Annotated in this window: 18 protein-coding genes; 3 read left to right on the top strand and 15 right to left on the bottom strand. The window is 64.8% G+C overall.

Translation table 11 applies throughout. From position 1 onward, the window contains the following. Positions 1 to 9 precede the first annotated feature (9 nt). Genes ACO06X_RS00795 through ACO06X_RS00785 form a run of 3 tightly spaced genes read left to right on the top strand, consistent with a single transcriptional unit; the run spans position 10 to position 2,106 of the window. Entirely contained in the window at positions 10 to 549 is a 540-nt protein-coding gene (locus tag ACO06X_RS00795; RefSeq protein ID WP_421838130.1) for a cytochrome C, read from the top strand. Further along, positions 546 to 1,541 (top strand): XdhC family protein, encoded by a 996-nt coding sequence (locus tag ACO06X_RS00790; protein ID WP_421838129.1) that lies wholly within the window; start codon positions 546 to 548, stop codon positions 1,539 to 1,541. Before ACO06X_RS00795 ends, ACO06X_RS00790 begins: the two co-directional genes overlap by 4 nt. After that, a complete protein-coding gene (locus tag ACO06X_RS00785) occupies positions 1,522 to 2,106 on the top strand; it encodes an NTP transferase domain-containing protein (protein WP_421838128.1) in 585 nt (194 codons plus the stop codon). The genes ACO06X_RS00790 and ACO06X_RS00785 overlap by 20 nt, the downstream gene beginning before the upstream one ends. Before the next feature lie 32 nt (positions 2,107 to 2,138). Here ACO06X_RS00785 and glpK read toward each other — a convergent pair whose 3' ends face one another. From glpK to ACO06X_RS00710, 15 genes are all read right to left on the bottom strand, one after another. Then, entirely contained in the window at positions 2,139 to 3,626 is a 1,488-nt protein-coding gene (glpK, locus tag ACO06X_RS00780) for a glycerol kinase GlpK (protein WP_421838127.1), read from the bottom strand. A gap of 116 nt (positions 3,627 to 3,742) precedes the next feature. After that, a complete protein-coding gene (locus tag ACO06X_RS00775; protein ID WP_421838126.1) occupies positions 3,743 to 5,491 on the bottom strand; it encodes an amidohydrolase in 1,749 nt (582 codons plus the stop codon). A gap of 73 nt (positions 5,492 to 5,564) precedes the next feature. Beyond that, entirely contained in the window at positions 5,565 to 6,941 is a 1,377-nt protein-coding gene (locus tag ACO06X_RS00770) for an L-serine ammonia-lyase (RefSeq protein ID WP_421838125.1), read from the bottom strand. Continuing rightward, entirely contained in the window at positions 6,938 to 7,447 is a 510-nt protein-coding gene (locus ACO06X_RS00765) for a prolyl-tRNA synthetase associated domain-containing protein (protein ID WP_421838124.1), read from the bottom strand. Before ACO06X_RS00765 ends, ACO06X_RS00770 begins: the two co-directional genes overlap by 4 nt. Beyond that, a complete protein-coding gene (locus ACO06X_RS00760; protein WP_421838123.1) occupies positions 7,444 to 7,971 on the bottom strand; it encodes a sarcosine oxidase subunit gamma in 528 nt (175 codons plus the stop codon). The genes ACO06X_RS00765 and ACO06X_RS00760 overlap by 4 nt, the downstream gene beginning before the upstream one ends. Next, positions 7,964 to 10,828 (bottom strand): glycine cleavage T C-terminal barrel domain-containing protein, encoded by a 2,865-nt coding sequence (locus ACO06X_RS00755; RefSeq protein ID WP_421838122.1) that lies wholly within the window; start codon positions 10,826 to 10,828, stop codon positions 7,964 to 7,966. Before ACO06X_RS00755 ends, ACO06X_RS00760 begins: the two co-directional genes overlap by 8 nt. After that, positions 10,825 to 11,097: a sarcosine oxidase subunit delta gene (locus ACO06X_RS00750; protein WP_421838121.1), complete on the bottom strand. Its 273-nt coding sequence runs from the start codon at positions 11,095 to 11,097 to the stop codon at positions 10,825 to 10,827. Before ACO06X_RS00750 ends, ACO06X_RS00755 begins: the two co-directional genes overlap by 4 nt. 10 nt (positions 11,098 to 11,107) lie before the next feature. Continuing rightward, complete coding sequence (locus ACO06X_RS00745; RefSeq protein WP_147157922.1) at positions 11,108 to 12,361, bottom strand: sarcosine oxidase subunit beta family protein; 1,254 nt, start codon at positions 12,359 to 12,361, stop codon at positions 11,108 to 11,110. 5 nt (positions 12,362 to 12,366) lie between these two features. Beyond that, positions 12,367 to 13,605, bottom strand: coding sequence for an aromatic ring-hydroxylating oxygenase subunit alpha (locus ACO06X_RS00740; RefSeq protein ID WP_421838120.1), 1,239 nt, complete (start codon positions 13,603 to 13,605; stop codon positions 12,367 to 12,369). 4 nt (positions 13,606 to 13,609) lie between these two features. Beyond that, the gene (locus tag ACO06X_RS00735) at positions 13,610 to 16,117 is read right to left on the bottom strand and encodes a GcvT family protein (RefSeq protein ID WP_421838119.1); all 2,508 of its coding nucleotides are present in this window, start codon (positions 16,115 to 16,117) and stop codon (positions 13,610 to 13,612) included. A 126-nt stretch (positions 16,118 to 16,243) separates the two neighbouring features. Further along, positions 16,244 to 17,911 (bottom strand): APC family permease, encoded by a 1,668-nt coding sequence (locus ACO06X_RS00730; RefSeq protein ID WP_421838118.1) that lies wholly within the window; start codon positions 17,909 to 17,911, stop codon positions 16,244 to 16,246. Beyond that, positions 17,890 to 19,557 (bottom strand): choline dehydrogenase, encoded by a 1,668-nt coding sequence (gene betA, locus ACO06X_RS00725; RefSeq protein WP_421838117.1) that lies wholly within the window; start codon positions 19,555 to 19,557, stop codon positions 17,890 to 17,892. The genes ACO06X_RS00730 and betA overlap by 22 nt, the downstream gene beginning before the upstream one ends. Then, the gene (betB, locus tag ACO06X_RS00720; RefSeq protein ID WP_421838116.1) at positions 19,544 to 20,953 is read right to left on the bottom strand and encodes a betaine-aldehyde dehydrogenase; all 1,410 of its coding nucleotides are present in this window, start codon (positions 20,951 to 20,953) and stop codon (positions 19,544 to 19,546) included. The genes betA and betB overlap by 14 nt, the downstream gene beginning before the upstream one ends. 167 nt (positions 20,954 to 21,120) lie before the next feature. After that, the gene (locus ACO06X_RS00715; RefSeq protein ID WP_421838115.1) at positions 21,121 to 23,565 is read right to left on the bottom strand and encodes a TonB-dependent receptor; all 2,445 of its coding nucleotides are present in this window, start codon (positions 23,563 to 23,565) and stop codon (positions 21,121 to 21,123) included. A 227-nt stretch (positions 23,566 to 23,792) separates the two neighbouring features. Continuing rightward, a complete protein-coding gene (locus ACO06X_RS00710) occupies positions 23,793 to 26,135 on the bottom strand; it encodes a transketolase (protein ID WP_421839962.1) in 2,343 nt (780 codons plus the stop codon). Positions 26,136 to 26,239: the final 104 nt, after the last annotated feature.

The following is a 26,239-nucleotide window of genomic DNA, read 5'->3' as shown; positions in this document are numbered from 1 at the left end:
GAAGGGCGTATGAAGAAACGCATGGGCCTGATCGCCGCCGCGACGCTGTTCGGCGTGCTGTCGCTCGGCACGCTGCGCGCGGCCGAGCCGGACAATCACTCGCCCGAAATTTCAACCGCCGTCCGCGCGACGATGGCGGACCCTGAACTTGCGCAGAGTGATTTCATCGAGAACTGCGCAGGCTGCCACGGGCTGCGCGGCACCACAGTCCCTGCCCATCTGCCCGAGATCAAGGACCGCGTGGGCTGGTTCATGTGCACGCCGGAATCGCGGGCCTATCTGCTGCGCCTGCCCAATGTCGCCCATAGCCGCATCACCGATAACGCCCAACTCGCGGACCTCATGAACTACGTGGTTTTCGTACTCGGCGGCAAGAGCGTGCCGGCGGGCACCAAGCCGTTCACCGGCGAGGAAGTCGCGCATGAACGCCAGTTCGCGCTCACCAGCGTCTCGCTGAAAGCCGAACGGCTGCGGCTGGCCAACGAGGCCATTCACAAGTGCCGCGCGCCCGCGTCGCTCCGTCTGCAATACCCGGGTTCCACCCAATGAGCGTTCATACCGGGATCGCGCACGATGATCGCAGCATTCTCGGCCTTCTGATCGAAGGCGCGGAAGACGGCGTCGAAGGCGTGCTCATCACGCTCACCGGCATCGAAGGCGGCTCCTCGCGCGGGATCGGCGCGCAGATGGCCGTGCTTGCCGATGGCCGGAGTGCCGGTTCGTTCTCCGGCGGCTGCGTGGAGGCCGCGGTGATCGCTGAAGCGCAGGATGTGCTCGCGCAGGGGCATGGCCGCACCGTGCGCTATGGCATCGGCTCGCCCTATCTCGATATCCGCCTGCCTTGCGGGGGTGGCATCGATCTGCTGTTCACACCCCGCCCCGATCCTGCGGTGCTGCGCGAAGCGCTGGCGCGGCTTGATCAGCGCAAGGCCGCCGTGCTTCGGCTCAGCGAAGGCGCTGCCCTGCTATCCGATACACCGGGCGCACGGGGCTTCCAGCGCGCCTACGCTCCGCCACTTCGGCTGGTTGCGCTCGGCCATGGCGAGGACCTGACCGCACTCGTGCGCCTTTCCCGCGCCTTTGGCATCCGTGTCGAGGCCTATGCCCCGGAAGGTGACCGCATTGCTGCAGCCGAGCCGGGGGTCATCCCACTGGCAAGCCGCACCGCCCTTCCCGAACTCGTCGGCGATCCCTGGACGGCCTTTGTGTTCCTGTTCCACGATCACGATTGGGAGGAACAACTGCTCCCCCATGCGCTGGCTCAGGACGGGTTCTACCACGGCGCTGTCGGCAGTGCGCGCACGCACCACGCGCGCCTCGCCGGTCTGCGCGCGATCGGCGTTCCGCAAGCGAGCCTCGATACGCTGCGCGGCGGCATCGGCCTGATCCCCGCGACACGCGATCCCGCGACGCTGGCGCTCTCGATTCTGGGCGAAGTGGTGCAGGACTATCAGGCCTGCGCCGGCATGCCGGGCTGGAGCGGTCGCGCGCCGGGCCGGATCGGGCACGATCCCGCCTCGCATGTCCCCACCCGCAACTGACGAAAGTTTCGCCGGCCTTGCGCTGGTGCTGCTGGCGGGCGGACAATCGGCGCGTTTCGGCGGCGCCAAACTGGTTGCGCCGCTCGGGGGAAAGCAGTTGGCCCTTCATGCGGCCGAAAGGCTGGCCGCCCTGCCGTTCGCTGCGCGCTATGCCGTGGTCGGTCCGGACGTCCCGAATCTCGCCGCGCTCGGCTACACCTGCGTGCCGCTGACACCGCCCGGAGCCCCGCAGGCCCGCTCGCTCGCCCTCGGCGTTGCCGCTGCGCAAGCCGCCGGGGCGCGCGCTGTTTTGGTCGCACTGGCCGACATGCCGCTGGTCCCGGCGGCTCACATCCACGCGCTCGTCAGCCGCTTCGACGGTGACCGCATCGCCACCGAGGCGGACGGCGTGATCATGCCCCCCGCCCTGTTCGGCGCCGCCCACTTTGCCGCCCTCACCGCGCTGGACGGCGATCGGGGCGGCGCGGTGCGGCTCAAGGGCGCGCCCACCGTGTCCCTCGATCCGCAACTGGCGCTCGACGTGGACCGGCCCGAAGACCTAGCCCGCGCCGAAGCGCTGCTCTAGCGCTGCCTCATCGTTCGCGCGAATGACAAAGTCTATTGTAGCAGCGCCCGCTCCACCGCCTTGTGCCACCCGGCAACGAGATCGCCGCGCAGGGCTGCACTCATCTTCGGCTCGAAGCGCCGCTCGCTCGTCCAGGTCGCCTCCAGCGCGGCCAGATCGCTCCACACGCCCGTCGCCAGCCCAGCAAGGAATGCCGCGCCCAGCGCTGTCGTCTCGACGCTCACCGGCCGCTCGACCGGTGCGACCAGCACATCGGAGAGGAACTGCCCCAGCCAGTCGTTGGCCGCCATGCCGCCATCGATGCGCAGCGCGGCATCACCCGGATTGGCGTCTTCCCGCATGGCATTGATCAGATCGAGCGTCTGGTAAGCTACCGATTCCAGCGCGGCGCGGGCGACATGGGCAGCGCCTGCATCCAGTGTCAGCCCACAAATCAGCCCGCGCGCGTCGGGGTTCCAGTGCGGCGCACCAAGGCCCACGAACGCGGGCACCATGTAAACACCGTGGTTGTCGGGCACGCGCACCGCCATGTCGTGCGTATCCGATGCGTGGGTGATGATTTTCAGCCCATCGCGCAGCCACTTGACCGCCGCACCCGCCACGAAGATCGCGCCTTCCAGCGCGTACGTCGTCTCTCCGTTCAGCCGGTAGCCCACGGTGGTGAGCATGCGCTTCTTCGACGGGATCGGTTTGTTGCCGATGTTCATCAGCGCGAATGCGCCGGTGCCATAGGTCGTTTTGGTCATGCCAGGCCGGAAACAGGCCTGCCCGAACAGCGCCGCCTGCTGGTCCCCTGCCATACCCGCAATCGGGATCGCGCGGCCCAGAATCGCCGGATCGCACTCCCCGAAGATATGGGAATTGTCCTGCACTTCCGGCAGAACCGAGGCGGGCACGCGCAGCAGGCGTAGCAGTTCCTCGTCCCATTGCTGCGCGCCGATGTCGAACATCAACGTGCGCGAGGCATTGGTCGGATCGGTCGCGTGGACCTTGCCCCGCGTCAGCCGCGAAAGCAGGAAGCAATCGATGGTACCGAAAGCAAGCTCGCCGCGATCCGCCGCTGCGCGCGCACCGGCCACCTCGTCGAGAATCCAGGCGAGCTTGGTGCCCGAGAAATAGGGATCGAGCAGCAGGCCGGTCTTCGCCGCAAACAGCGGCTCCGCGCCATCGGCCTTGAGCCTTGCACAAGTATCGGCGGTGCGCCGGTCCTGCCACACGATGGCGCGGTGGATCGGCTTGCCCGTCGCGCGGTCCCACACCGCCACCGTCTCGCGCTGGTTGGTGATGCCGATGGCGGCGATGTCCGCCACTTCGATTCCCGCCTTGCCAACCGCTTCGCGCAGTACGGTGACCACGTCCTGCCAGATATCCTCGAGATCATGTTCCACCCAGCCAGAGGCCGGATAATGCTGGGCAAACTCGCGCTGCGCCACCGCGATCGGCTTTGCGGCTGCATCGAACACGATGCAGCGGCTGGAAGTGGTGCCCTGATCGATGGCAAGAATATAGGGGGGCTGCATGGGTCTCCTCTCGTGGCGCTCGGCCTTGGCCCATGCCTATCCAAGCCGGGACGCCACCGGAAGCACCCTTTGCATCCAGTCCATAGAATTTTGAGATCGCGCCAGCCCGGCGCGCGCTACTTGCGCTGGTAGACCAGCTTCCCGCCGAGGAACGTCATGTCCACTTTGCCGGTCAGGAAGCTCTCCTCCGGTGCCGTCAGCGGATCGAAGGGCAGCACGATCATGTCGGCCAGCTTGCCCGGCTCGATGGTGCCCTTCTCGCTTTCCTCCCACGAAAGGTAGGCGCCGTTGGCCGTATACATGCGGATCGCCTCAGCCCGGTTGACGGCCTCCTCGGGCCCGCGGGCCACGCCGCTCGGCCCCTTGCGGGTCGTCGCGGCATAGAGCCCCACCAGCGGCCCGATGGGCAAGTTGTCGCTCGCAAAAGCCATGAACAGGCCGAACTTCCTCACCGGCGTCGCAATCGCGTTGTTGTGCGCAAGCCGCCAATCATCGAGCAGCGCGGAATAGCGATCATCGAGATTGTAGAGGAAATTGGGCTGCTGCGAGATCATCACGTGATCCTGCGCCATGATCGCCATGGTGTCGTCGGGCGGCATGATCGTGAAGTGATCGGTGAACCAGCGCCGGTCGTTCGGCCCATGTGCCGGATCGGGGATCGTGGTCAGCGCATTGTGATAGGCCCGAACCGTCTGCACGATGGCCGCATCGCCGATGCAGTGGATGCCCATCTGCCAGCCCAGCCTGGCCGCACTGTCGACCAGTTCCTGCAGCTCGGCATCGGTGAACCGGCCCTTGCCGCGAAAGCCCGGCTGGCCCTTGTAGTCCGCCAGCAGCCACGCGGTCGGCCCGGTGAACCCGCCATCGACCGCGTTCTCGCCGATCGCGCCGAGCCGCAGGTGATTGTCGCCATAGCCGGTGTGATAGGGGAACGCCTTCAGCCGTTCGGCGCCGGGGTGGATGATGTACATGGTGATGCGCGGCAGTTCGCCGCCCATCGTGGCATAAACCTCCCGCGCGCGCTTCCAGGTCATGTTGGAGGCACCCCACAGCGGATCGAGATCCTTGCTGTCCGTCCCGCCCTTGCCCACCGGCTCGTCGTCGATCGTGCCGCTGGCATCATGAAAGCTGGTGATGCCGAGCGCGAGCATCTGCTTGAGCCAGGTGATCGTCGGCCCGCGCATCGCTGCCCAGCCCGGATCGGGAATGAACTTCGAGACGATGTCCATGCGCTCGCGGATGATCCCGCTTGGCTCACCGTCCGGACCGCGTTCGATCAGGCCGGTTGCCGGTTCGGGCGTAGCCTTGTCCACCTTGGCGATCTTGAACGCCGCCGTGTTATAAGCCGACGAATGCGAACCCGCGCGCAGCAGTGCCACCGGGCTGTTCGGCGCAGCAGCATCGAGATCGGCGCGGCTCAGATTTCGCTTTTCGGCAAAGTTCGATTCCTGCCAGCCATAGCCGGTGATCCACTTGCCCGGCCCCAGTTCCTTTGCCTTGGCGCGCAGCATGGCCTGCACTTCGGCAATGCTCTTCGCGTCCTGCACCGCGATATCATTGGGGGAGACGGGCTTGGGATGCAGGTGCGTATCGATGAAGCCAGGCATCAGCGTCTTACCGCCAAGATCGATCACTTTGGGTGCGGAATAGGCATCCAGCAATTCCTCACCGCCCACCGCCACGATCCGATCGCCCTTGACCGCCACCGCAGTCTTCAGCGTGAAGGCGCGGTCCACGGTGATGACCTGGCCTTTGTGGAGGATGAGGTCGACAGCTTCCTTCGCCCAGGCACTGCCTGCCGGCATCGCCACTGCCGCTGCAATCAGACCGCCCTGCAGCCACTTGCCGAACCGCGAACCAGCCATCTCACTCCCCCCCAACCCCGAACACTTGTCCTAGATCGTATCAAGGGGAAATGGCGGTGTCGAATCTCTTCGCTCAGCACTCCACGACGTTGACCGCGAGCCCGCCTTGCGAAGTTTCCTTGTACTTGTCGCGCATGTCGAACCCGGTCTGGCGCATCGTCTCGATCACCTTGTCGAGGCTGACCATATGCTCGCCATCCCCCAGCAGCGCGAGCCGCGAGGCGTCGATGGCCTTCACCGCACCCATCGCATTGCGCTCGATGCAGGGGATCTGCACCAGCCCGCCGACCGGATCGCAGGTGAGCCCGAGGTTATGCTCCATGCCAATTTCAGCCGCATTCTCGATCTGCGCATTGCTGCCGCCGAGCACCGCCGTCAGCCCCGCCGCCGCCATGGAACACGCCACGCCGACTTCACCCTGGCAGCCCACTTCAGCGCCCGAGATCGAGGCGTTGCGCTTGTAAAGCGCGCCAATGGCCGCCGCCGTCAACAGGAACACGCGCCGCCCTGCCGTGTCGCCGCGATAGCAGCGCTCGTAATAGCGCAGCACCGCCGGGATGATCCCTGCTGCGCCATTGGTCGGCGCCGTCACCACGCGGCCACCTGCCGCGTTCTCCTCGTTGACCGCCATGGCCCACAAGTTGATCCAGTCGAGCACCACCAGCGGATCGCTCAGCGCGGCCTGCTGGCGCGCGACGAGTTCGGCCGCGATAGCCTGCGCGCGGCGCTTTACGCGAAGGCCGCCCGGCAGCACGCCGCCTTGCGAGGTGCCGCGATCGATGCAGGCAGCCATGGTATCCGCGAGCAGATCGAGCCCGGCCTCCACTTCGGCTAGCGGCCGAAGCGCTGTCTCGTTGGCAAGCATCAGCTCGGCAATTGTCAGCCCGGCCGCGCCCGCCATGGCGATAAGCTCATCGCCGGTGGTGAAGGGATAGGGCACCGGCGCGGTATCGCCCGCCGGCGCATTGCGGCCCGCCTCGTCCTCATCGAGCACGAAGCCGCCACCCACCGAATAATAGAACCGCCGCAGCAGCACGCCGTCCGCCGCATCAAACGCCGTCAGCGCCATCGCATTGCTGTGGAAGGGCTGGCGCTCGCGCTGGTGGAAATGGAGATCATCCGCCGGTGCAAACCGCACCCGCTGCGTGCCGAGCAGGTCGATCTGCCCGGTCTCATGCACCGCCGCGATCTTAGCGGGCGCGGCGTCGATATCGATTTCGGCAGGCGTCTCGCCCATCAGCCCGAGCAGCACCGCAGTATCGGAGGCATGCCCCTTCCCCGTCAGCGCCAGCGAGCCGTAAAGGTCGACCTCGACCCGCGCCGTGTCTGCCAACAGGCCGCGCTCTTCCAGCAGCAGGCCGAACCGCCGCGCGGCGACCATCGGCCCCACGGTGTGCGAGCTTGAAGGCCCGATGCCGATCTTGAACAGCTCGAAGGTCGAGACGGTCATGCCGGATCGACGGCTACGCGCTCGGGGATCACCGCGATCAGGGGGTCGTGCCCCCATGCGGCGAGTGCTCGAACCAAGTCTGCGCCCGGAAGGCCCACCGTCGCGGTGTTGCGCAACGGATGGACGTGGACTGCATCCGCCGCCGCCAGCTCCGTATCGAGAACCACGCGCACTGCCCCGCCAGTATCATTAAGCGCTGCAAGCGGCGTTACCGAACCCGGCGTCACGCCCAGCAGCCGCTCCATGTCCTCGGCCTTGCCGAAGCTCAGCTTCTTCGCGCCGATCACCCCGGCCAGCGCCTTGAGGTCCACGCGGCGCGAATGCTCCACCGTCACCAACCAGAACTGCCCGCCGCTGTCCTTGAGGAACAGGTTCTTGGTATGTGCGCCCGGCAACGCATCGTGGATCGCCAGGCTTTCCTCGACGGTGTAAACCGCCTCATGTTCGAGGATCGACCAACCGATCCCCAGCGCCGCGAGCGCGTCCTTGAGCGCCGCCTCGCTCATTTGGCACCGTGCATCGCGGCGAGAAATGCATGCCACAGCCAGGTTGCGAAGCTGCGCCAGACTTCGACGTGCCAGCGGTCCTCTGCCTCGCGCCAGATCACCACTTCCACCGTCTCGAACACCGAGCGAGTTGCCCTGCCTACTGCCATCTTGGCCAGATCGAGCGGGCAGCCGCTGGATAGCACCGCCAGTGCCCCCGGCCCTTCCAGTACCAGGCCCAGCGCGCGCGAGGAGACGTCGACGACGCTGACGGGCAGACCTTCACCGCGCGGCAGGTCGAAGTTGTCGGGCAGCACGACGTACCATTCATCCGGCCCAAGGCACGCGATCCCCGCATCGGTATCACCGATCCGCTTGGGGACCGTGCGGCCCAGCACGCCTTCCAGCACCGCCGGATCACGCGCCCGCATCGAATACCGCACTTTGCCCTCGGCGTGTGACAGGCGCACACCGGCGGCCTCGACCGGGTCCATGCCCAGCTTCAGCTCCGCCGCCGAAACCGCGATCTCTGCGATCTCAACCATTCAGGCGGCTCCCTTCGGCATCATAGAACATCGGCGCGACGACCTTGGCGCTGATCACGCCGCCCGGCATAGGCACGTGCAGGGTATCCCCCATCCGGTCACGCCCACCGGCCACCAACGCCATCGCGATCGAGCGGCCCAGCGTCGCGCTGTGGTACGAGGATGTCACATGCCCAAGCATCGTCATTGGCACTGGCTGGTTCGGATCGGCGACGATCTGCGCGCCTTCCTCCAGCACGGCCTGCGGGTCATCGGTGAGCAGGCCCACCAGCTGCTTGCGCCCCGGCGCCACGATATCCGGCCGCGCGAGCGAGCGCTTGCCGACAAAATCGGGCTTCTTCTTGCCCACAGCCCAGCCCAGCCCCGCGTCGTCCGGCGTCACCGTGCCATCGGTATCCTGGCCGACGATGATGAAGCCCTTTTCGGCGCGCAGCACATGCATCGTCTCGGTGCCATAGGGCACCGCGCCATGCTTCTGTCCCTCGGCCCAGATCGCTTCCCACACCATGCGGCCATGCTCGGCCGGCACGTTGACTTCGAAGCCCAGTTCGCCGGTAAAGCTCACGCGGAAGAGGCGCGTCGGCACGCCGCAGATCTGCCCCTCGCGCACCGACATATGCGGGAACGCCTCAGGCGAAAGGTCGATGCCTTCCACCAACGACGCGATGACCCGCCGCGCCTTGGGGCCCTGCACCGCGATCACCGCCCATTGCTCGGTCGTGCTGGTCAGCCACACATCGAGGTCCGACCACTCGGTCTGGAGGAAGTCCTCCATCATGTTCAGCACGCGCGCTGCGCCGCCGGTCGTGGTCGTCAGGTGGAAGCGGTCGGGCGCAAGCCGCGCCGAAACGCCGTCGTCGATGATGAAACCGTGTTCGCCCAGCAGCAGGCCGTAGCGGCACCGCCCCGGTTCCAGCGACTTCCACGGGTTGGTGTACATGCGGTTGAGGAACTCGGCCGCATCGGGGCCCACAACCTCGATCTTGCCGAGCGTCGAGGCATCGAACACGCCGACCGCGCTGCGCACCGTGCGGCACTCGCGCGCCACAGCTGCGTCCATGTCCTCGCTCCCTTGCGGGAAATAGCGCGCGCGGCGCCACTGCGCGACGTTTTCGTAAACCGCGCCGTGTTCGGCTGCCCAGTCGTCGATCACCGTCTTGCGCAAGGGCTGGAACAACGCTTCCTTGTGGTGCCCGAGGATCGCGCCGAAGCTTTGCGGCGTATAGGGTGGGCGGAACGTCGTCAGGCCGATCTCGGTCACCGGCCGGTGGAGCACGCCCGAGGCGATCTGCAGGCCGTTGAGGTTCGAGGTCTTGCCCTGATCGGTCGCCATGCCATTGGTGGTGTAGCGCTTGATGTGCTCGATCGAGCGGAAGCCTTCCTGCACCGCCAGACCGATATCGCGCGCCTTCACGTCGTTCTGGAAGTCGACGAAGGCCTTGCTTTCATGGAGCGGCTTGGGCGCCGGCAGCAGACCGCCGGAAAGGCCCTTGCCGAAGTCCCAGGCGCCCGCGCAGGCGCCCACGCAGCGCAAGTTCTCGTGCGTCTTGTTAGGCAGAAACGCGCCCCAGGCCTCGTCCCAGCGCAAGCTGCCCTTGGCGTGGCTCCACAGATGCACCGTTGGCGTCCAGCCACCGGCCATCAGCACGGCGTCACAATCGAGGTGCTGCCCTTTGCCGACACCGGCCAGCGCAATGGTTACGCCCTTCACGGCTTGCCCACCGGACACGCTCGTCACGGCATAGCCCTGATAGCAGGCGATCCGGGCCTCGCGCGCACCTTCAATCAGCTCGGAAGAGACATCGCGGCGCAAGTCGACAATCGCGGCGATGTTTACGCCCGCTTTGTGCAGCGCCAGCGCATCGCGCCAACCGCTGTCATGCACCGCCATGACGACCAGCTTGCGGCCAACCGACACGCCATAACGCAGCGCGAAGGTCTTGGCCGCGCTTGCCAGCATGACGCCGGGAACGTCGTTGCCCTCGAACACCAGCGGACGCTCGATGGCCCCCATCGCGAGGATCACTTCGCCTGCCCGGATGCGCCAGAGCTTCTCGCGGGGGCCCTCGGCCTCGTCCACAGTAAGGTGATCAGTCAGCCGCTGCGCAGCGACCACGAAGTTCTGATGATAATGGCCGATCGCGGTCGTGCGCGGCAGCACCGTCACATTGTCCATCGCGGCCAGCTTGGCCGATGCTTCTGCCAGCCACGCCCACTGGACCGGATCACTGAGCGCGCCGCCGCCAATCTCTTCCTGCTCGTCGATCAGGATGACCCGGCCACCGCTCGCCGCCGCTTCCAGCGCCGCCGCGATGCCCGCAGGCCCCGCGCCGACAACCAGCGTTTCGCAATGCGCATAAGTCGCGTCGTAGTGATCGGGATCGCGCGTCGTCGGGCTGTCACCCAGACCCGCAAGGCGGCGGATGATCGGCTCGTAGACCTTTTCCCATGCGGCGCGCGGCCACATGAAGGTCTTGTTGTAGAAGCCGGCCGGGAAGAACGCGGAGAACACGTTGTTGACCGCGATCAGGTCGGTCTTGAGCGTCGGAAAGCGGTTCTGGCTCCTCGCCTTGAGCCCATCATGGATCGCAACCGATGGCGCGCGCAGGTTCGGCGTCACCCGGCCCGGACCGCGGTCCACGGTCACCAGCGCGTTGGGCTCCTCGACGCCAGCACCCAGAATACCGCGTGGACGGTGATACTTGAACGAGCGCCCGAACAGCATCTGCCCCTGCGCAAGAAGCGCCGATGCCAGGCTGTCGCCCGCATAGCCCCAGCGGGCCTTGCCATCGAAGATGAAATTGCGCTTGGTGCGACGGTCGATCCGCCCACCATCTGCCAGACGAAAACCGCTCACTTGCGGGCCTCCCCGGCCTTGTAGGTTGTTTCGAAAACGTCGGTCACTGTATCGCGCACCGCGTTGAAGAAGCGCCCGCAGCCATGCGTATGGCGCCAGCGCTCGTGGTGCCGCCCCCGCGGGTTGCTGCGAATGTAGAGCAGCTTCTCCCACTCTGCGTCCGAATAAGTCGAAGGATCGACAGGCCGCGCAATATGCGCCTCGCCGCCATAGACGAATTCGACCTCCGGCCGCGCCTCTTCGCAATAAGGGCAGTGAATCAGCAGCATGTCAGGTGCCTCAGTGCGCGACGGCGGCGGCAGCCGCCTCGTCGATCAGCCGGCCATTGCGGAACCGGTCGAGATTGTAGGGCGCGTTGATCTTGTGCGGCTCGTCGTGCGCCATGGTATAGGCGAGGAGATCGCCCGCACCCGGGGTCGCCTTGAATCCGCCGGTGCCCCACCCGCAGTTCACGTAGAGCCCCTTGACCGGCGTCTTGCCGAGGATCGGCGAGCGATCCGGCGTCACATCGACAATACCGCCCCAGGTGCGCAGCATCCGCATCCGGGTAAAGATCGGGAATATCTCGCAGATCGCCGCCAGCGTATGCTCCACGATATGGAACGCGCCGCGCTGCGAATAGCTGGTGTATTGGTCGGTGCCCGCGCCGATCACGAGTTCGCCCTTGTCGGACTGGCTCATGTAGGCATGGACCGTGTTCGACATGACCACACAGGGGAAGATCGGCTTGACCGGCTCAGACACCAGCGCCTGAAGAGGATAGCTCTCGAGCGGGAAATCGAGGCCCGCCATCTTCATGACGAGCGAAGTGCTGCCCGCCGCCGAAACGCCCACCCGGCGCGAGGCGATGAAGCCGCGCTCGGTCTCGACACCTTCGATGGCCCCATCCGCACCGCGTCGGATGCCCGTCACCGCGCAGTTCTGGATGATGTCCACGCCCAGCGCCGAAGCTGCGCGCGCATAGCCCCAGGCCACGCTGTCATGCCGCGCGGTGCCGCCGCGCCGCTGCAATGCGCCGCCCAGCACCGGATGGCGCGTGCGCGGTGAGATATCTATCGGCGGGCAATAGGCCTTGCACTCTTCCGGTGTCAGCCATTCGTTGTCCACGCCGTTCAGCCGGTTGGCATGGATGTGGCGCTTGAAGCTCTGCACATCATGCACGTTGTGCGCGAGCATCAGCACGCCGCGCTTGGAATACATGATGTTGTAGTTGAGGTCCTGGCTCAACCCATCCCACAGCTTCACCGCGTGGTCGTAGAGATGCGCGCTCTCGTCGTAGAGGTAGTTCGAGCGGATGATCGTGGTGTTGCGCCCGGTGTTGCCGCCGCCCAGCCAGCCCTTCTCGATCACCGCAACGTTGGTGATCCCGTACTTCTTCGCAAGGTAGTAGGCCGCGCCAAGGCCATGCCCACCGGCGCCGACGATGATCGCATCGTAGCTCGCCTTGGGCGCCTTGTCGGGCCAGTGCTCGGGCCAGCCCTGATGGCTGCGAAACGCTTCGCCGATCAGGTTGAAACCGGAAAACCGCTTCATCGGGTTCAGACCCCCAAGGCAGCGCGGCTGCGCTCGACGTAGAAGGCCTTGAACGCGTCCACCAGCTTCTCCTCGACCGAATACATGCCCGGACGATAACCATCGCCCTTGATGCCTTGGTGGTTGATCGCCGAAAAGTGGCTGTCCTGCGCATTGGTCGCGCGCCAAACGGCGGCAAGATTATCGGGGTCATAGTCCACCCCTTCAACTGCATCTTCGTGCACGAGCCAGGTGGTGCGCAGTAGGGTCTTTTCCGGCCCCAGCGGGGTGAGCGAAAACGTCACCACATGATCGCAGCAGAAATGGTGCCACGAATTGGGCTGGGTCCAGACCGAAAGGCTGGTCTGCTCCTGATCCCCATGCGGCCAGATCAGCTTTTTGGAAGCGGGCTTGCCGTCCAGCGTCTGCGAAACTGCGCCATTGGCGAGCGGAAGCCGCGCGACGCGGTGCCACCAGTTGTCCGGAAACTCAATCAGATCGTGATAGATCCCAAGCTCCTGCCAGCGCGCCCGCTGCGCTTCCAGCATGGCATCGAACGCAGCGTCATCCACCACATCGGCCTCGCCGTCTTCCGGCAGCCCCTTGCCGAAGCCATAGGTGGAGAGCGACTTCATCAGTTCGGGATGGCCCGCGTCGCAGTGGTAGCACTCCCGGTTGTTTTCCATCACGAGCTTCCAGTTGGCAGGCTCGATCAGGTCGTCCTGCACCGCCACCTTGAGCTTGGTCATGTCGAAGATCGCGATCTGCTCTTCGATATCGGCCTTTACGCGGTCGATCGGCGGCGGATTGTCGGACAGGCACAGGAAGATCAGCCCGCCGATGTTTTCCAGCGCAACGCGGCGCAGGCCGTTGTCCGCCTTGTTGAAGTCCTCCGGCATGTTGCGCGCGGCCAGCAGCTTGCCGTCCAGCGCGAAGGTCCACTGGTGATAGGGGCAAGTGATGCGCGCCGATTTACCCGCGCTCTCGCACAGCTTGGCCCCGCGATGGGTGCAAGTGTTGTGAAAGGCGCGGATTTCGCCCTGCTTGTCGCGCACCACGATGACCGACGTTTCGCCCAGCTCGAAAAGGAACTGATCGCCGGGGTTTTTCACATGCGCCACGGTGCAGGCATAGAGCCACACCGTCTTGAGCATGATCTCGGTATCGAACCGATAGGCTTCCTCACTCACGTAGAGCTTCTGCGGCAGGGTGAAGCCCGGCTTGTCCGCCTTCAGGCTCTCGGCAATCGCGTCAAAGTGCATCATGGGATCAGCTCCGCAATGCGTTGTTGTCCGGGTCAAACGGCGAGTCCGGAATGATGACCGCCCGGTGCGGCTCACCCAGAATGACGATTTCCAGTTCGGTGCCGACAGCAGCGTGTTCGGGTGCGACCATCGCCAGTGCAAGGCTCTTTGCCGTTCGCCAGCCATAGCCGCCCGACGTCGCGCGGCCAACCAGCGTACCATCGCGGTAGATCGCTTCCGAACCGCGCGCGTCGGCATCGGTCACGTCCATCACTTCCAGCGTGACGAACTGCCACTTGAGGCCGGCTTCCTTGCGCGCCAGCAGGCCTTCGCGGCCCTTGAACGCCGGCTTCTTAAAGCTGACGAAGCGGTCGAGCCCGCTTTCCAGTGCGGCATATTCGATCGAAAGCTCGCGCGGGATCAACTTGTAGCTCTTCTCGATCGCCATCGCGGTCATCGCGCGAATGCCGAAGGGCTTGATCTGGAACTCGGTGCCAGCAGCCATGATCTTGTCGAAGATATAGTTCTGCATCTCGATCGGGTGGTGGATCTCAAAGCCCAGCTCACCGATGAAATTCACCCGCAGCAGATCGACCTTGGCCAGCCCGAGCGAAACCGACTGGCCGGTGAGCCACGGGAACGCCGCGTTCGAAAGATCGGCGTGGGTCAGCTTCTGCAGCACTTCGCGCGACTTCGGGCCTGCCACGACCAGCACGCCCATCGCCGTCGTCAGCCGCTCGAAGCGCACCGAACCATTGGTCGGCAGCGCCTTCAGCAGATAGTCCTGATCGTGCCGCTCCAGCGCGCCCGCCGAGACGAGGTAGTAGGCCTGCGGACCCTTCTTGTAGACGGTGAACTCTGCGCGCACCCCGCCCGCATCGGTCAGCAGGTACGACAGCGTCACGCGGCCAATCTTCTTGGGGACGAGGTTGGAAAGCAGGCCATTGAGCCAGTCTTCCGCGCCGGGGCCAGAGATCAGGCACTTGGCGAAGGCCGACATGTCCTGAATGCCGACATGCTCGGAAACGTGGCGGCATTCGTTGCCGACATGCTCGAAATAGTTCGAACGGCGGAACGACCACTTCTCGCGGATCGCCTCACCAGCCACATCGGGGTGGTTGTGGTTGAGAATAACGTCGGGCTTGTCGAGATCGGTCTCGCTCAGCTCGTAGCCCTGGGGCGCGAACCAGTTGGGCCGCTCCCAGCCGAAAACGCTGCCGAACACCGCGCCCAGCGCCTTCATCCGGTCGTAGCACGGCGTGCGGCGCAGCGGGCGCGCAGCCTCGCGCTCCTCGTCCGGATAGTGGACGGTGAACACCTTGGCATAGGCCTCCTCGTTCTTCTCGATGAGGTAGCCCTCGCCCGCGTAGTCGCCGAAACGGCGCGGATCGACGCCCATCATGTCGATGCTGGGCTCGCCTTCTACGATCCACTGCGCCAGCTGCCAGCCAGCGCCGCCAGCGGCGGTAATGCCGAACGAATGGCCTTCATTCAGCCAGAAGTTCTTCTTGTCCCACGCCGGGCCGACGATGGGCGAACCATCGGGGGTATAGGCAATCGCGCCGTTGTAGACCTTCTTGACGCCCACTTCGCCGAAGGCCGGCACGCGCGCCATGGCGGAGAGAATGTAGGGCTCAAGCCGCTCCAGCGCATCGGGGAACAGCTCGTACTCGCTGTTGGCCGCCGGGCCCTTCACATAGCACGCAGGCGCGCCGACTTCGTAGGGCCCGAGCAGCAGGCCGCCGGCTTCCTCGCGCATGTACCAGCTTGCGTCGCTTTCGCGCAGCACGCCCATTTCGGGCAGGCCAGCCTTGCGCCGCGCCATGATTTCGGGGTGCTGCTCGGTGACGATGTACTGGTGCTCGACGGGCACGACCGGAATATCGAGCCCCACCATCTCGCCCGTCTGGCGCGCAAAGCTGCCGGTGGCGGAAACAACGTGCTCGCAGGTGATCTCGCCCTGATCGGTCGTGACGACCCATTCGCCGTTGGCCTTCTGGGTGATGCCGGTCACGGTCGTGTTGCGATAGATCGTAGCGCCATACTGGCGAGCGCCCTTGGCGAGCGCCTGCGTGAGATCAGCTGGCTGGATATAGCCATCAGCCGGGTGCTGGATCGCGCCGAGCACGCCGGTCATGTCGGCCAACGGCCAGATCGCCTTGACCTCGTCGGGGCTCAGGAAGTTGACTTCAACGCCAATGGTCTGCGCCACGCCGGCATAGTACTTGTACTCGTCCATACGGTCACGCGTGGTGGCGAGGCGGATGTTCGAGACGTTGGAAAAGCCGACGTTCAGCTCGGTCTCGGCCTCAAGCGAGGGGTACAGATCGACCGAGTACTGGTGCAGCTTGCCCACCGAATACGAAAGATTGAACAGCGGCAGCAGGCCAGCGGCGTGCCAGGTGGAGCCCGAAGTCAGCTCCTTGCGCTCGATCAGGACGCTGTCGGTCCAGCCCAGCTTGGCGAGGTGATAGAGCGTGCTCACGCCCACCACACCGCCACCGATGACCACTACCCGCGCTGTCGTCTTCATGCGTACCTCTTCATGCCGGCCTCGGCTTTCAAATCCGTTTCAGGATAGCGCTATGCCAGCCTCGCTGTCAGGGCTGAACTGGTGTTTGCTGCCATCGTAAAGACTAATGCTGGGTATTAGGATAAACTACGCCACCGGCACCGGCAGCTTGGCAAGGCTATGCGCCACCCAAACCACCAACGCGCAAGCCGCAAGCGCCACCCACGGCAGTACCCCGGCACGCTTCACCGCCGCGCTCTCGGCAAAATCTTCAGAAAGCGCCGCTGGAAAAACACCCTTGTCCTGCACATAATGGCGGAACGCAAAAACCGGCAGGATCAGCAGCACGCCAATCAGCCCATTGCGCAAAGTGCCCGCGCCATAGACGTCCGCCCCCGCGCCCATGAAGGCCATGTTGACGAAGCCCAGCACCGCGCCCAGCCCCAAAAGCCACGTCGGGCAGCGGAACGGCCGCTCCCAATTCGGGCGGTCCATACGATGGATCCAGCCGGATTGCAGGTTGAGGAAGTTGAACGCCATGTAGCAGACGTTGCTGATCATCAGCACCGCGAAGTAATCCGAAGCCAGCATCAGGATCAGGTTGAAGCCAAGGTCGGTCCACATCGCTGCGGTCGGCGCGCCGTGGCTGTTCACGCGGCCCAAGTACTTCGGCAGCCAGCCATCTACCGCCGCCTGATAAAGCGTGCGCGAGGAGCCCATCATCGAGGTCATCACGATCAGCAGTAGCGAGAGGATCAGCGTGGCGATGAAGATATTGGCGACAACGACAGCACCGCCGCCCGTTACGCCCAGCCCCTTGATCACGATGTTCGCGAGCGCCTGCGCCACGCCCGAGCCATCTGCAATGCGCGGGTCCATCATTGCCTCAAGCCCGAGCGAAGCCTGAAACGCCAGCGGCACCAGCGCAAAGATCACAATGCACAGAATGCCGGACGCGATCAGGGCGCGCGGCGTATCGCGCGCCGGGTCCTTGAACTCGCGGGTATAGCACACCGCCGTTTCGAAGCCGTAGGTCGACCAGCCCGCAGCAAACATCGCCGCCGCCATCAGCGTCAGGCCATAAGTGTCCCATGTGCCGAAATGCGCATGGCCCGCAGCATCGCGCACCAGCGGCAGCAGCGGAAACAGGTTTTGCGTCGGCAGATCGCCGGTGATCAGCGGCACGATCCCGACAAGGATGAGCGGCGCAAGACACGCGATACCAAGGATTTTCTGCGCCGAGGCCGCCTTTGCCGCGCCGCCATGCTGCAGGGCAAAGGTCAGCAGCAGAAACGCCGTGCCGATGATCGAGACCGCGTTGATCCGCAGCGTCAGCTTGTCGCGGATAAAGCCCAGATCCAGCAGCGTGATGTGCCAGGTGTTTATCGCGGAATCGGGCGCGAACAGGCTCGCCATGATGTATCCGGCGGCAAGGCTGGTGCCCAATGTCAGCACCGGCGACCATGCCAGCCAATTGCACCACACCGAAATCGGCGCGACGAACTTGGAATAGGGCAGCCACGCCGCCGCGCCATAAACCGAAGCACCGCCCGACTTGTGCGGATAGAGCCCGGCGATCTCGGCATAGACGAAGCTCTGCAGGAACCCCATCATGATCGAGGCGATGAAGATCACCCAGCTCGGCTGGCCGATCATCGTGGCGATGCCGCCGATGGTCAGCAGAACCCCGGCGGGGACGCCGCTCGAAGCCCAGAACGCGCCCTTCCAATCGAGCGAGCGGTGCAGCTGGCCGTTCTCGACTTCGCCTTCCAGAGCGTCCAGCGCCGCCACGGTCATCGCTGTTTCGTCTCCCAATCGGAGGCTACGTAGTACGGCGCATTGGAGGGCGCGAGCAGCGGCTTGCCGAGGATGTGATCCGCCCCTTTCTCGCCGATCATGATGGTGGGCGCGTTGAGATTGCCGGTGGTCACCGAGGGCATGACCGAACTGTCGACCACCCGCAGCCCTTCGACACCGATCACGCGCAGTTCGGAATCGACCACCGCCATGGGATCATCCAGCGCGCCCATCTTGCAAGTGCAGGAGGGGTGATAGGCACTTTCCACCTTCTGGCGAATGAAGGCGTCGATAGCCTCGTCGCTGGTCACGTCCGCTCCCGGCTGGATCTCACGCCCCCGCCACGGCGCGAAGGCCGGTTGCTGGAAGATTTCGCGTGTCAGCCGCACGCACGCGCGCATTTCCTCGATATCGTCGGGGTGCGTCATGTAGTTGAAGCGGATGACAGGCTTGTCTGCCGGATCGGCGCTTCGCAGCGTGACGGTACCCCGGCTCTTTGAGCGCATCGGGCCGACATGGGCCTGAAAGCCATGCTCGCTCGCCAGCGAATTGCCGTCATAGCTCACCGCCATCGGGAAGAAGTGGTACTGAATATCGGGATAGCGGATGCCCGCCTTGCTGCGGATGAAGCCACAGGTCTCGAAATGGTTGGTCGCCCCGAGGCCCGATTTCAGGAACAGCCAACGCGCGCCGACCAGCCCTTTGCCGAAGAGGTTGGCATATCTGTAAAGCGTGACCGGCTGGGTGCAGGCCATCTGGAAATAAAACTCGAGATGGTCCTGCAGATTGGCACCCACACCCGGACGATCCGCCACGATCTTGATGCCGTGCCGCGCAAGTTCTTCCGCCGGGCCGATGCCGGAAAGCTTCAGGAGCTGCGGCGAATTGATCGGCCCGCCGGCAAGGATCACCTCGCGGCCCGCGCGCACCACATGCCGCTTTCCATAGCGCTCATACTCGACGCCGACCGCGCGCTTGCCTTCCATCACTACCCGCGTCGCCAGCGTATGCTGCAGCACCGTCAGATTGGGCCGCCGCATTGCCGGGCGCAGATAGGCCTTGGCCGCGCTGCACCGCTCGCCATCACGGACGGTCATGTCCATCCGGCCGAAGCCTTCCTGCCGGTAGCCGTTGACGTCGTCCGTCAGCGCATATCCCGCCTGCCTGGCTGCATCGAGCCAGGCCTGATTTAGCGGATTTTCCAGCGTGCCATAGCGCGTATCGAGCGGCCCCTCGCCGCCGCGGTATTCATCGCCGCCTTCGTCGCGCCGCTCGGCCCGCTTGAAGTATGGGAGCACCGAGGCATAGTTCCAGCCCTTCGCGCCTTCCTCTTCCCAGCGCTCGAAATCCAATGGATTGCCGCGAATATAGACAAGCCCGTTGATCGAGGACGAACCGCCCAGCCCCTTGCCGCGCGGGGTATGCAGCACCCTGCCATCCAGCCCCGGCTCGGGCTCGCTCTCGTAGTGCCAGTTCCACCGCGTGGTGTTCATGGGGATGGCGAGCGCACTCGGCATCTGGATGTAGATCGACTGGTCCGAACCGCCGAATTCGAGGACCAGCACCTTATTCTTGCCGTCCGCCGAAAGCCGGTCGGCCAGCACGCAGCCAGCCGAACCCGCGCCCACGATAATGTAATCAAATTCCCCGTCAGTAAGGGGCATCGATCGGCTCCATCGCGACGTAGACGCCCTTGAGGCGGGTGAAGTGGTGGATCGCTTCGCGGCTGTTTTCAAAGCCAAGGCCGGACTGCTTGAACCCGCCGAAGGGCATCTCCACCGGGCAAATGTTGAAAGTGTTGATCCAGCACGAGCCTGCATCGAGCGCAGCAATCACGCGGTGCGCGCGGGTCAGGTCCTTGGTGAAGACACCGGCGGCAAGGCCGAACTCGGTGTCATTCGCCCGCGCGATCACCTCGTCCTCGCTGTCGAACGGCAGCACGGTCATCACCGGCCCGAAGATTTCCTCGCGCACCACGGTCATATCATCCGTGCAGGCCGTGAACACGGTCGGCGCAACGTAGAAACCCGCTGCGGGCACGCCTTCCGTCACGCGGTGGCCGCCGGTCAGGACTTCGGCGCCTTCGGCCTTGCCCTTCTCGATATAGCCCAAGACCTTGTTCAGATGCGCTTCCGAGATCAGCGAGCCCATCTGCGTTGTCGGGTCGATCGGATCGCCCAGCTTGATCCGTTCGGTGCGCGCCTTCAGGCTGGCGAGGAATTGCGGCAGAATGCTGCGCTCGACGAACACCCGCGTGCCGTTGGAGCAGACTTCACCTGCCGAGTAGAAATTGGCGAGATGCGCGCCCGAAACCGCGTTCTCGATATCGGCGTCGGCAAAGATGATCAGCGGCGATTTGCCGCCCAGCTCCAGCGTGACGTTCTTGAGCGTGGCCGCTGCGCCCGCCATGATCTTCTTGCCCGTCGGCACGCTGCCGGTGAGCGAAATCTTGGCAATGCCAGGATGCGCAGTGAGCAGCGCACCGGTTTCGCCGAAGCCGTGCAGCACCTGAAACAGCCCTTCGGGCAGCCCGGCCTCAAGGTAGATCTTCTCCACTTCGATGGCGGTTAGCGGGGTTAGCTCGGAAGGCTTGAAAATCAGCGCATTGCCGCAAGCCAGCGCGGGCGCGGATTTCCAGCAAGCGATCTGAATCGGATAGTTCCACGCGCCAATCGCGGCACACACACCCAGCGGCTCGCGCCGGGTATAGCCGAACGCCGCCGGGCCGAGATCGAGATGCTCGCCCGCAATCGTCGGCGCGACCCCTGCAAAGAACTCCAGGCAATCAATGCCCGAAACCACATCGACCACCAGTGTTTCCTGGATCGGCTTGCCGGTGTCGCGCGTTTCCAGCGCCGCAAGCTCGTCGTTGCGCTCGCGCAGGATGTCCGCCGCGCGCCGCAGGATGCGCCCACGCTCGGTGCCGGTGCGCTTGGCCCATTCCTTCTGCGCGATGGCGGCGCGCGCCACCGCCGCATCGACTTCCGCCTGACCAGCGATCGGCAGGGTTGCCAGCACTTCGCCGGTAGCGGGATTGATGGTCTGGAAGGTGTCGCTCATTGCAGTTCCCATTTGAAGGAAGACCCCCTCCGACCCGCCTGCGGCGGGCCACCTCCCCATTTGTGCTTCGCAAAAATGGAGAGGGCGAAAAGGTCCTCCCCATTTTCGTCGAAGACGCAAATGGGGAGGTGGCAGCCCGCAGGGCTGACGGAGGGGTTTTCCTATTTTTACTTCCCGAAGTGCCACACCGCGTTCACGCCCCAGGTGCGCGGCTTGGCATAGACGCCCGTGGTGTAGCCCCAATACGTCGAGGCGTCGAAGGCATAGACGCGGTACTGACGCTCGAACACGTTGTTCACGAAGAAGGCCAGATCAAGATTGCTGTCCTTCGGCGTGAAACCAACGCGCACGTTCTCCACGTGATAGGCCCGCTCGCGCTCAACCGGCGCGCACATCACGGTGAAACAGAACTTGCCCGTGTAGAGAGCGTCTGCCTGCAGCGAGGCGCGGCCGATGGCAGTGTCGAACTCGTAGCGCACCAGCGCATTGCCGGCAAAACCGGGCGCCTGCGGCAGGTCGCTCGTCTTCACCGTCACGCCATCGGGCAGGAACACGTTCTTGACTTCGCTGTCCTGCACTGCGCCCGAAAGCTGGAGCGTCAGGCCCGGGATCGGACGGCTGGTGATGTCCGCCTCGATGCCCTTGATCTTGGCTGGCAGGTTGCGAACCACCTGCGCGGCAAAGACCTGCACGAAGGCCTGATAGTTCTTGTAGTCGTAATAGAACGCCGCGAGGTTGAACTGCGTGTTCCCCGGCAGCTTGGCCTTCACACCCACTTCGTAGGCATTGAGCGTTTCGGGCCGGTAGGGGATGTTGTTGAGCACATCCACCAGCTGCGTCGGGAACGGCGTGCCGGTCGAGAAGGTGAACCCGCCAGACTTCGAACCACGGTTGTAGCTTGCGTAGATCAGCGTATCAGGCGTGGGCTTGTAGTCGATTTCCGCGCGCGCAGTCACGCCGCGGAAGGTCGGGCTGGCCGCGCCCGGCGTGGTCGTTACGCCCGAGGGCAGCCCGCTCTTGTAGCTCCACGAACCGGGCGTCACCGTGCCAGTCGTGTCATTGTACGAGATGTCGTCCGGCCCGAAGTGCAGCGAAAGCGCATAAGGTCCGGTCGGCGCGATCGCGTCATAAACGCCGCGCTTGCGGTCCTGCCAGTAGCGGATGCCGCCGATCAGCTTCCACTGATCGTTGATCTTGAATTCGTCCTGCGCGAAGAACGCGAAGCTCTCGGTGCGCTGGGTGAACTTCACGTCCGGATCGTACTGGATGAACGGCACGGCATACTTGGCGGCGAACTTGCCATCGATGATCATGCCGAAGCCGCCGAAGGTCAGGTAGTTCTGGCCGAAGGTGGCGGCGGCGCGGATTTCCTGGCTCACCTGATTGGTGCGCGCGCGCTGGAAGAACACGGTGCCCGATTCATAGCACGTCACGCTCTGCGCGGGCGCAGGGCACGGCCCGGGCGAGCGCGGCACGCCCTGCGGCACGTAGGGAAACTCGGGAACGCTGTCGCCCTGTTCGATGTAGAACTTCTTGAGGTGCTGGTAGTCGGTGATCGAAGTCACGTCGAACGCGCCGATCTTGGCATCGAGCCGCAGCGTGGCTCCGAACACGTCGCGATCGACGTAGGCATCATTGGTGCCCGCCGTGCGCCACGGGTTGCCGCCCTGCGAAGGCGTGATCGCCGGGTTGGCATAGCCGTTGCCGGTCGTGCCAGTGACACCCCAGTAGGAGCATTCCTGGTTCGGCCCGAGGAATTCGCCCTGGAACTGCGCATTGGGGCAGGTCGGCTCGAGCGAGTAGATGCCCGCCTGCCGCTCGCGGTCCGCCTTGGCATAACGCACCGTCAGCTTGGCTTTGAAGTCGCTGCTTGGTTCCCACTTCACGATGCCGCGCAGCGCCCAGTGGTTGTCCGCACCGCGGTCCGGCTGCCCGGGGGTGATGTTCTTGATGTAGCCATCATCGCGGGTGTACTGGCCGGAAATGCGCGCGGTCAGCGTGTCAGACAGCGGGCCCGAAAGTGCGCCTTCCAGCACAACCTGATTGAAGCGGCCGTATGTCGCCGAAAGATAGCCGTCGAGCTTGTCGGTCGGCTGCGCGGAAATGAACTGCACTGCGCCGCCGGTGGCGTTGCGGCCAAACAGCGTGCCCTGCGGGCCCCGCAGCGCTTCCACGCGCGCCAGATCGAATACCGGGAAGCTCGCCGCGGTGATCGAGGAGGTATAGGCATCGTCCTGATAGACCGCGACCGGCGGCTCCTGCTGGTCGCCGTAGTCGTTCTGCGAGACGCCGCGGATATTGTAGACCACCTGGCTCGAGCCATAGGCGTTGAACTTGAGGTTCGGGATCGCGCGGACCACGTCGGTCGCGTTCACGATGTTGAGCGCCTTGATCTCCTTGGCGCTGATCACGCTGACAGCGATGCCGACGTCGTTGGCTTTCTGCTCGCGGCGCTGCGCGGTAACGACGATCTCGCCGGCCTCAGGCGTCGCGACTGTCTCCGTCGCCTGCGCGTCCTGCGCTGCTGCCGGTGTTGCCAGAAGGCCCAGCGCGCTACCCGCAAGGGCCGTGCCCGCCAGCATCGCGCGGCGGATGGTGCTCATGTCCGTCATGTTCATATCTTTTCTCCCCGGAGGACAGCGTCCTTCCCGCTTCTCCAGATGCGAGTAGACGTGCCTCAAGGTGAAAACCCGCGCAAGCGGGCGCGCTGCGTGCAAAAGCTTTGCCCGCCGCGCGATGCCAAACTGCAACAAGTATTTCAGAGGCTTAGGGCATCCCACCATCCATCAAAGGAGATTATAATTCCCATTAGATGTTGGAATGCCAATGGTTTGGCCCATCAGCCCTCCAGAAAAAGCTCCGCCGCCGCATCGATGATCGCATCGGCATCGAGCCGGTAGGTGCGGTAGAGGTCGGGGAGATCGCCGGTCTGGCCAAACCGGTCGACTCCCAGCGGGCTCACCCGCATGCCCTTCACCGCGCCCAGCCATGAGAGCGCAGAGGGTGATCCATCGAGAACCGTCACCAGCCCCGCCCCCGGCGCCAGCGCGCCCAGCAGGGTGTCGATATGGCTCGGCTCGGGCCGCTTTCCCGTCCACCGCGCCGCGCGCCGCGCCGACCAGCCCCGGTGGAGCAAATCGGGCGAGGTCACATTGAGCAGCCCCAGCCCCGGCAGATCCTCGCTCAGCGTTTCCCACGCGGCAAGCGCCTCGGGCGCAATCGCGCCAGTGAACACGATGGCCGCTTCCGCACCCGGTGCCGGACGCTTGAGCCAATAGGCACCCTTCAGCGCATCGGCCTCCCAGCTTTCGTCCTCGCGCACAACTTGCGTGATCGATCGCGTGCTGAGCCGCAGGTAGACCGAGCTGCCATCGGGCTTCTGCATATGCTCGAAGGCATGGCGCATCAGCAGCGCCACTTCGTCGGCAAACGCCGGCTCGAAGTAATCGAGGTTCGGCTGCCCCATGCCGATGAGCGGGGTATTGATCGATTGGTGCGCGCCGCCTTCTGCGCCCAGTGTCAGACCCGATGGCGTGCCGACCAGCAGGAACCGCGCATCCTGATAACAGCCATAGTTCAGCGCATCGAGCCCGCGCGCGATGAAGGGGTCATAAACTGTTCCCACCGGCAGAAGCCGCGTGCCGAAGTGCGGCGCAGATAGGCCAAAAGCCGTCAGTACGAGGAAGAAGTTGGTCTCGGCAATGCCCAGCTCGACATGCTGACCCGCCGTATTGCCCACCCACTTCTGCGCCGAGGGAATGCGCGCGGCCTGAAACACGTCCTTTAGCTCGCTGCGGCGAAACAGTCCGCGCCGGTTGACGAACCCGCCGAGATTGGTGGTCTGCGTCACGTCGGGCGCAGTCGTCACGATGCGGTCGCCCAGCGGATCGCCGGGCCGCGCCAGATCCATCAGGATGCGCCCGAAGGCACTTTGTGTCGATTGCTCCTCGCCCTCCGGCACCGGCAGACGTGCGGGCACCGGAATGGCGGGCGGGCTGTGCTCCGCCGGCTTGACCGCCAGCGCGCTGCGTTCGACGAAGGCCTTCAGCTCCGCGGCCAGATTGTCGCCCAGCCCGCCCCAGGGTTCCCACTCCGCACCTTCGGCAATGCCCATGCTCGCACGCAGACTCTCGATCTGCGGGGTGTTCATCATGCCCGAATGGTTGTCTTTGTGTCCCGCCAGCGGCAGGCCATAGCCCTTGACGGTATAGGCAATGAACAGTGTCGGCTTGTCGTCGTCCGCCTGCGCAAAGGCTTCGATCAGCGTCTCGGCGCAGTGCCCGCCGAGGTTCGTCATCAGTTGCGCCAGCCCGGCATCGTCGAAGCTCTCGATCAGCGCGCGGGTCCTGGGCTGTTCGCCGAGATCCTTCAGCAGCCGCTCCCGCCACGCCGCACCGCCCTGATAGGTCAGCGCCGCGAATTCGGCGTTGGGGCAATTCTCGATCCAATCCTCGATCGCCGCCCCGCCGGGCTTCGCGAAGACCGCCTTCTGCAGCTTGCCGCTCTTCAGCGTGATCACGCGCCAGCCACAGGTCTCGAAGATATCGTCAAAGCGGCGGAACATGCGGTCCGCCGTGGTCGCATCGAGCGACTGCCGGTTGTAATCGACCACCCACCAACAGTTGCGGATATCGTGCTTGTAGGCCTCGATCAGGCACTCGTAGATATTGCCTTCATCCAGCTCGGCATCGCCCATCAGCGCGATCATCCGGCCCGCATCGGCTTCGCTCATATGCCCCTGCGCGATGCAGTAGTCCTGCACCAGGCTGGCAAAGGCAGTGATCGCGACCCCCAGCCCCACCGAGCCCGTCGAGAAATCGACCGGTATCTGGTCCTTGGTCCGCGAGGGATAGCTCTGCATGCCCCCCAGCCCGCGAAAGCGCTGCAGCTGCTCAAGGCTCTGGTTGCCCAGCATGTAGTGGATCGCGTGCAGCAGCGGCCCCGCGTGCGGCTTCACCGCCACCTTGTCCTGCGGGCGCAGCGCGTGGAAATAGAGCGCGGCCATGATCGTCGACATCGAGGCGCAGCTGGCTTGATGGCCGCCCACTTTCATCCCGTCGCGTTTCGTGCGGATGTTGTTGGCATTGTGCACCGTCCACGCCGAAAGCCAGCGCAGCCGCGCATCGAGCGCTTCGATGGCAGGGACCAGTTCGACGCGGGGATCGGCGAGTGCGGCTGTCATGGCAGGCTTCGAATCCATCAGGAGGGGCTTGCGGGAAACATAGCGTGCGGCGCAAATCAGCCTATTGCGAAGTTTGCCTCACACGGGCACAGTTTTGGCATAAT

It is taken from the genome of Novosphingobium sp., assembly GCF_965229225.1.
Lineage (GTDB): Bacteria > Pseudomonadota > Alphaproteobacteria > Sphingomonadales > Sphingomonadaceae > Novosphingobium.
The sequence above is the reverse complement of the archived record's forward strand: the minus strand, read 5'-3'. Positions and strand labels throughout refer to the sequence as shown.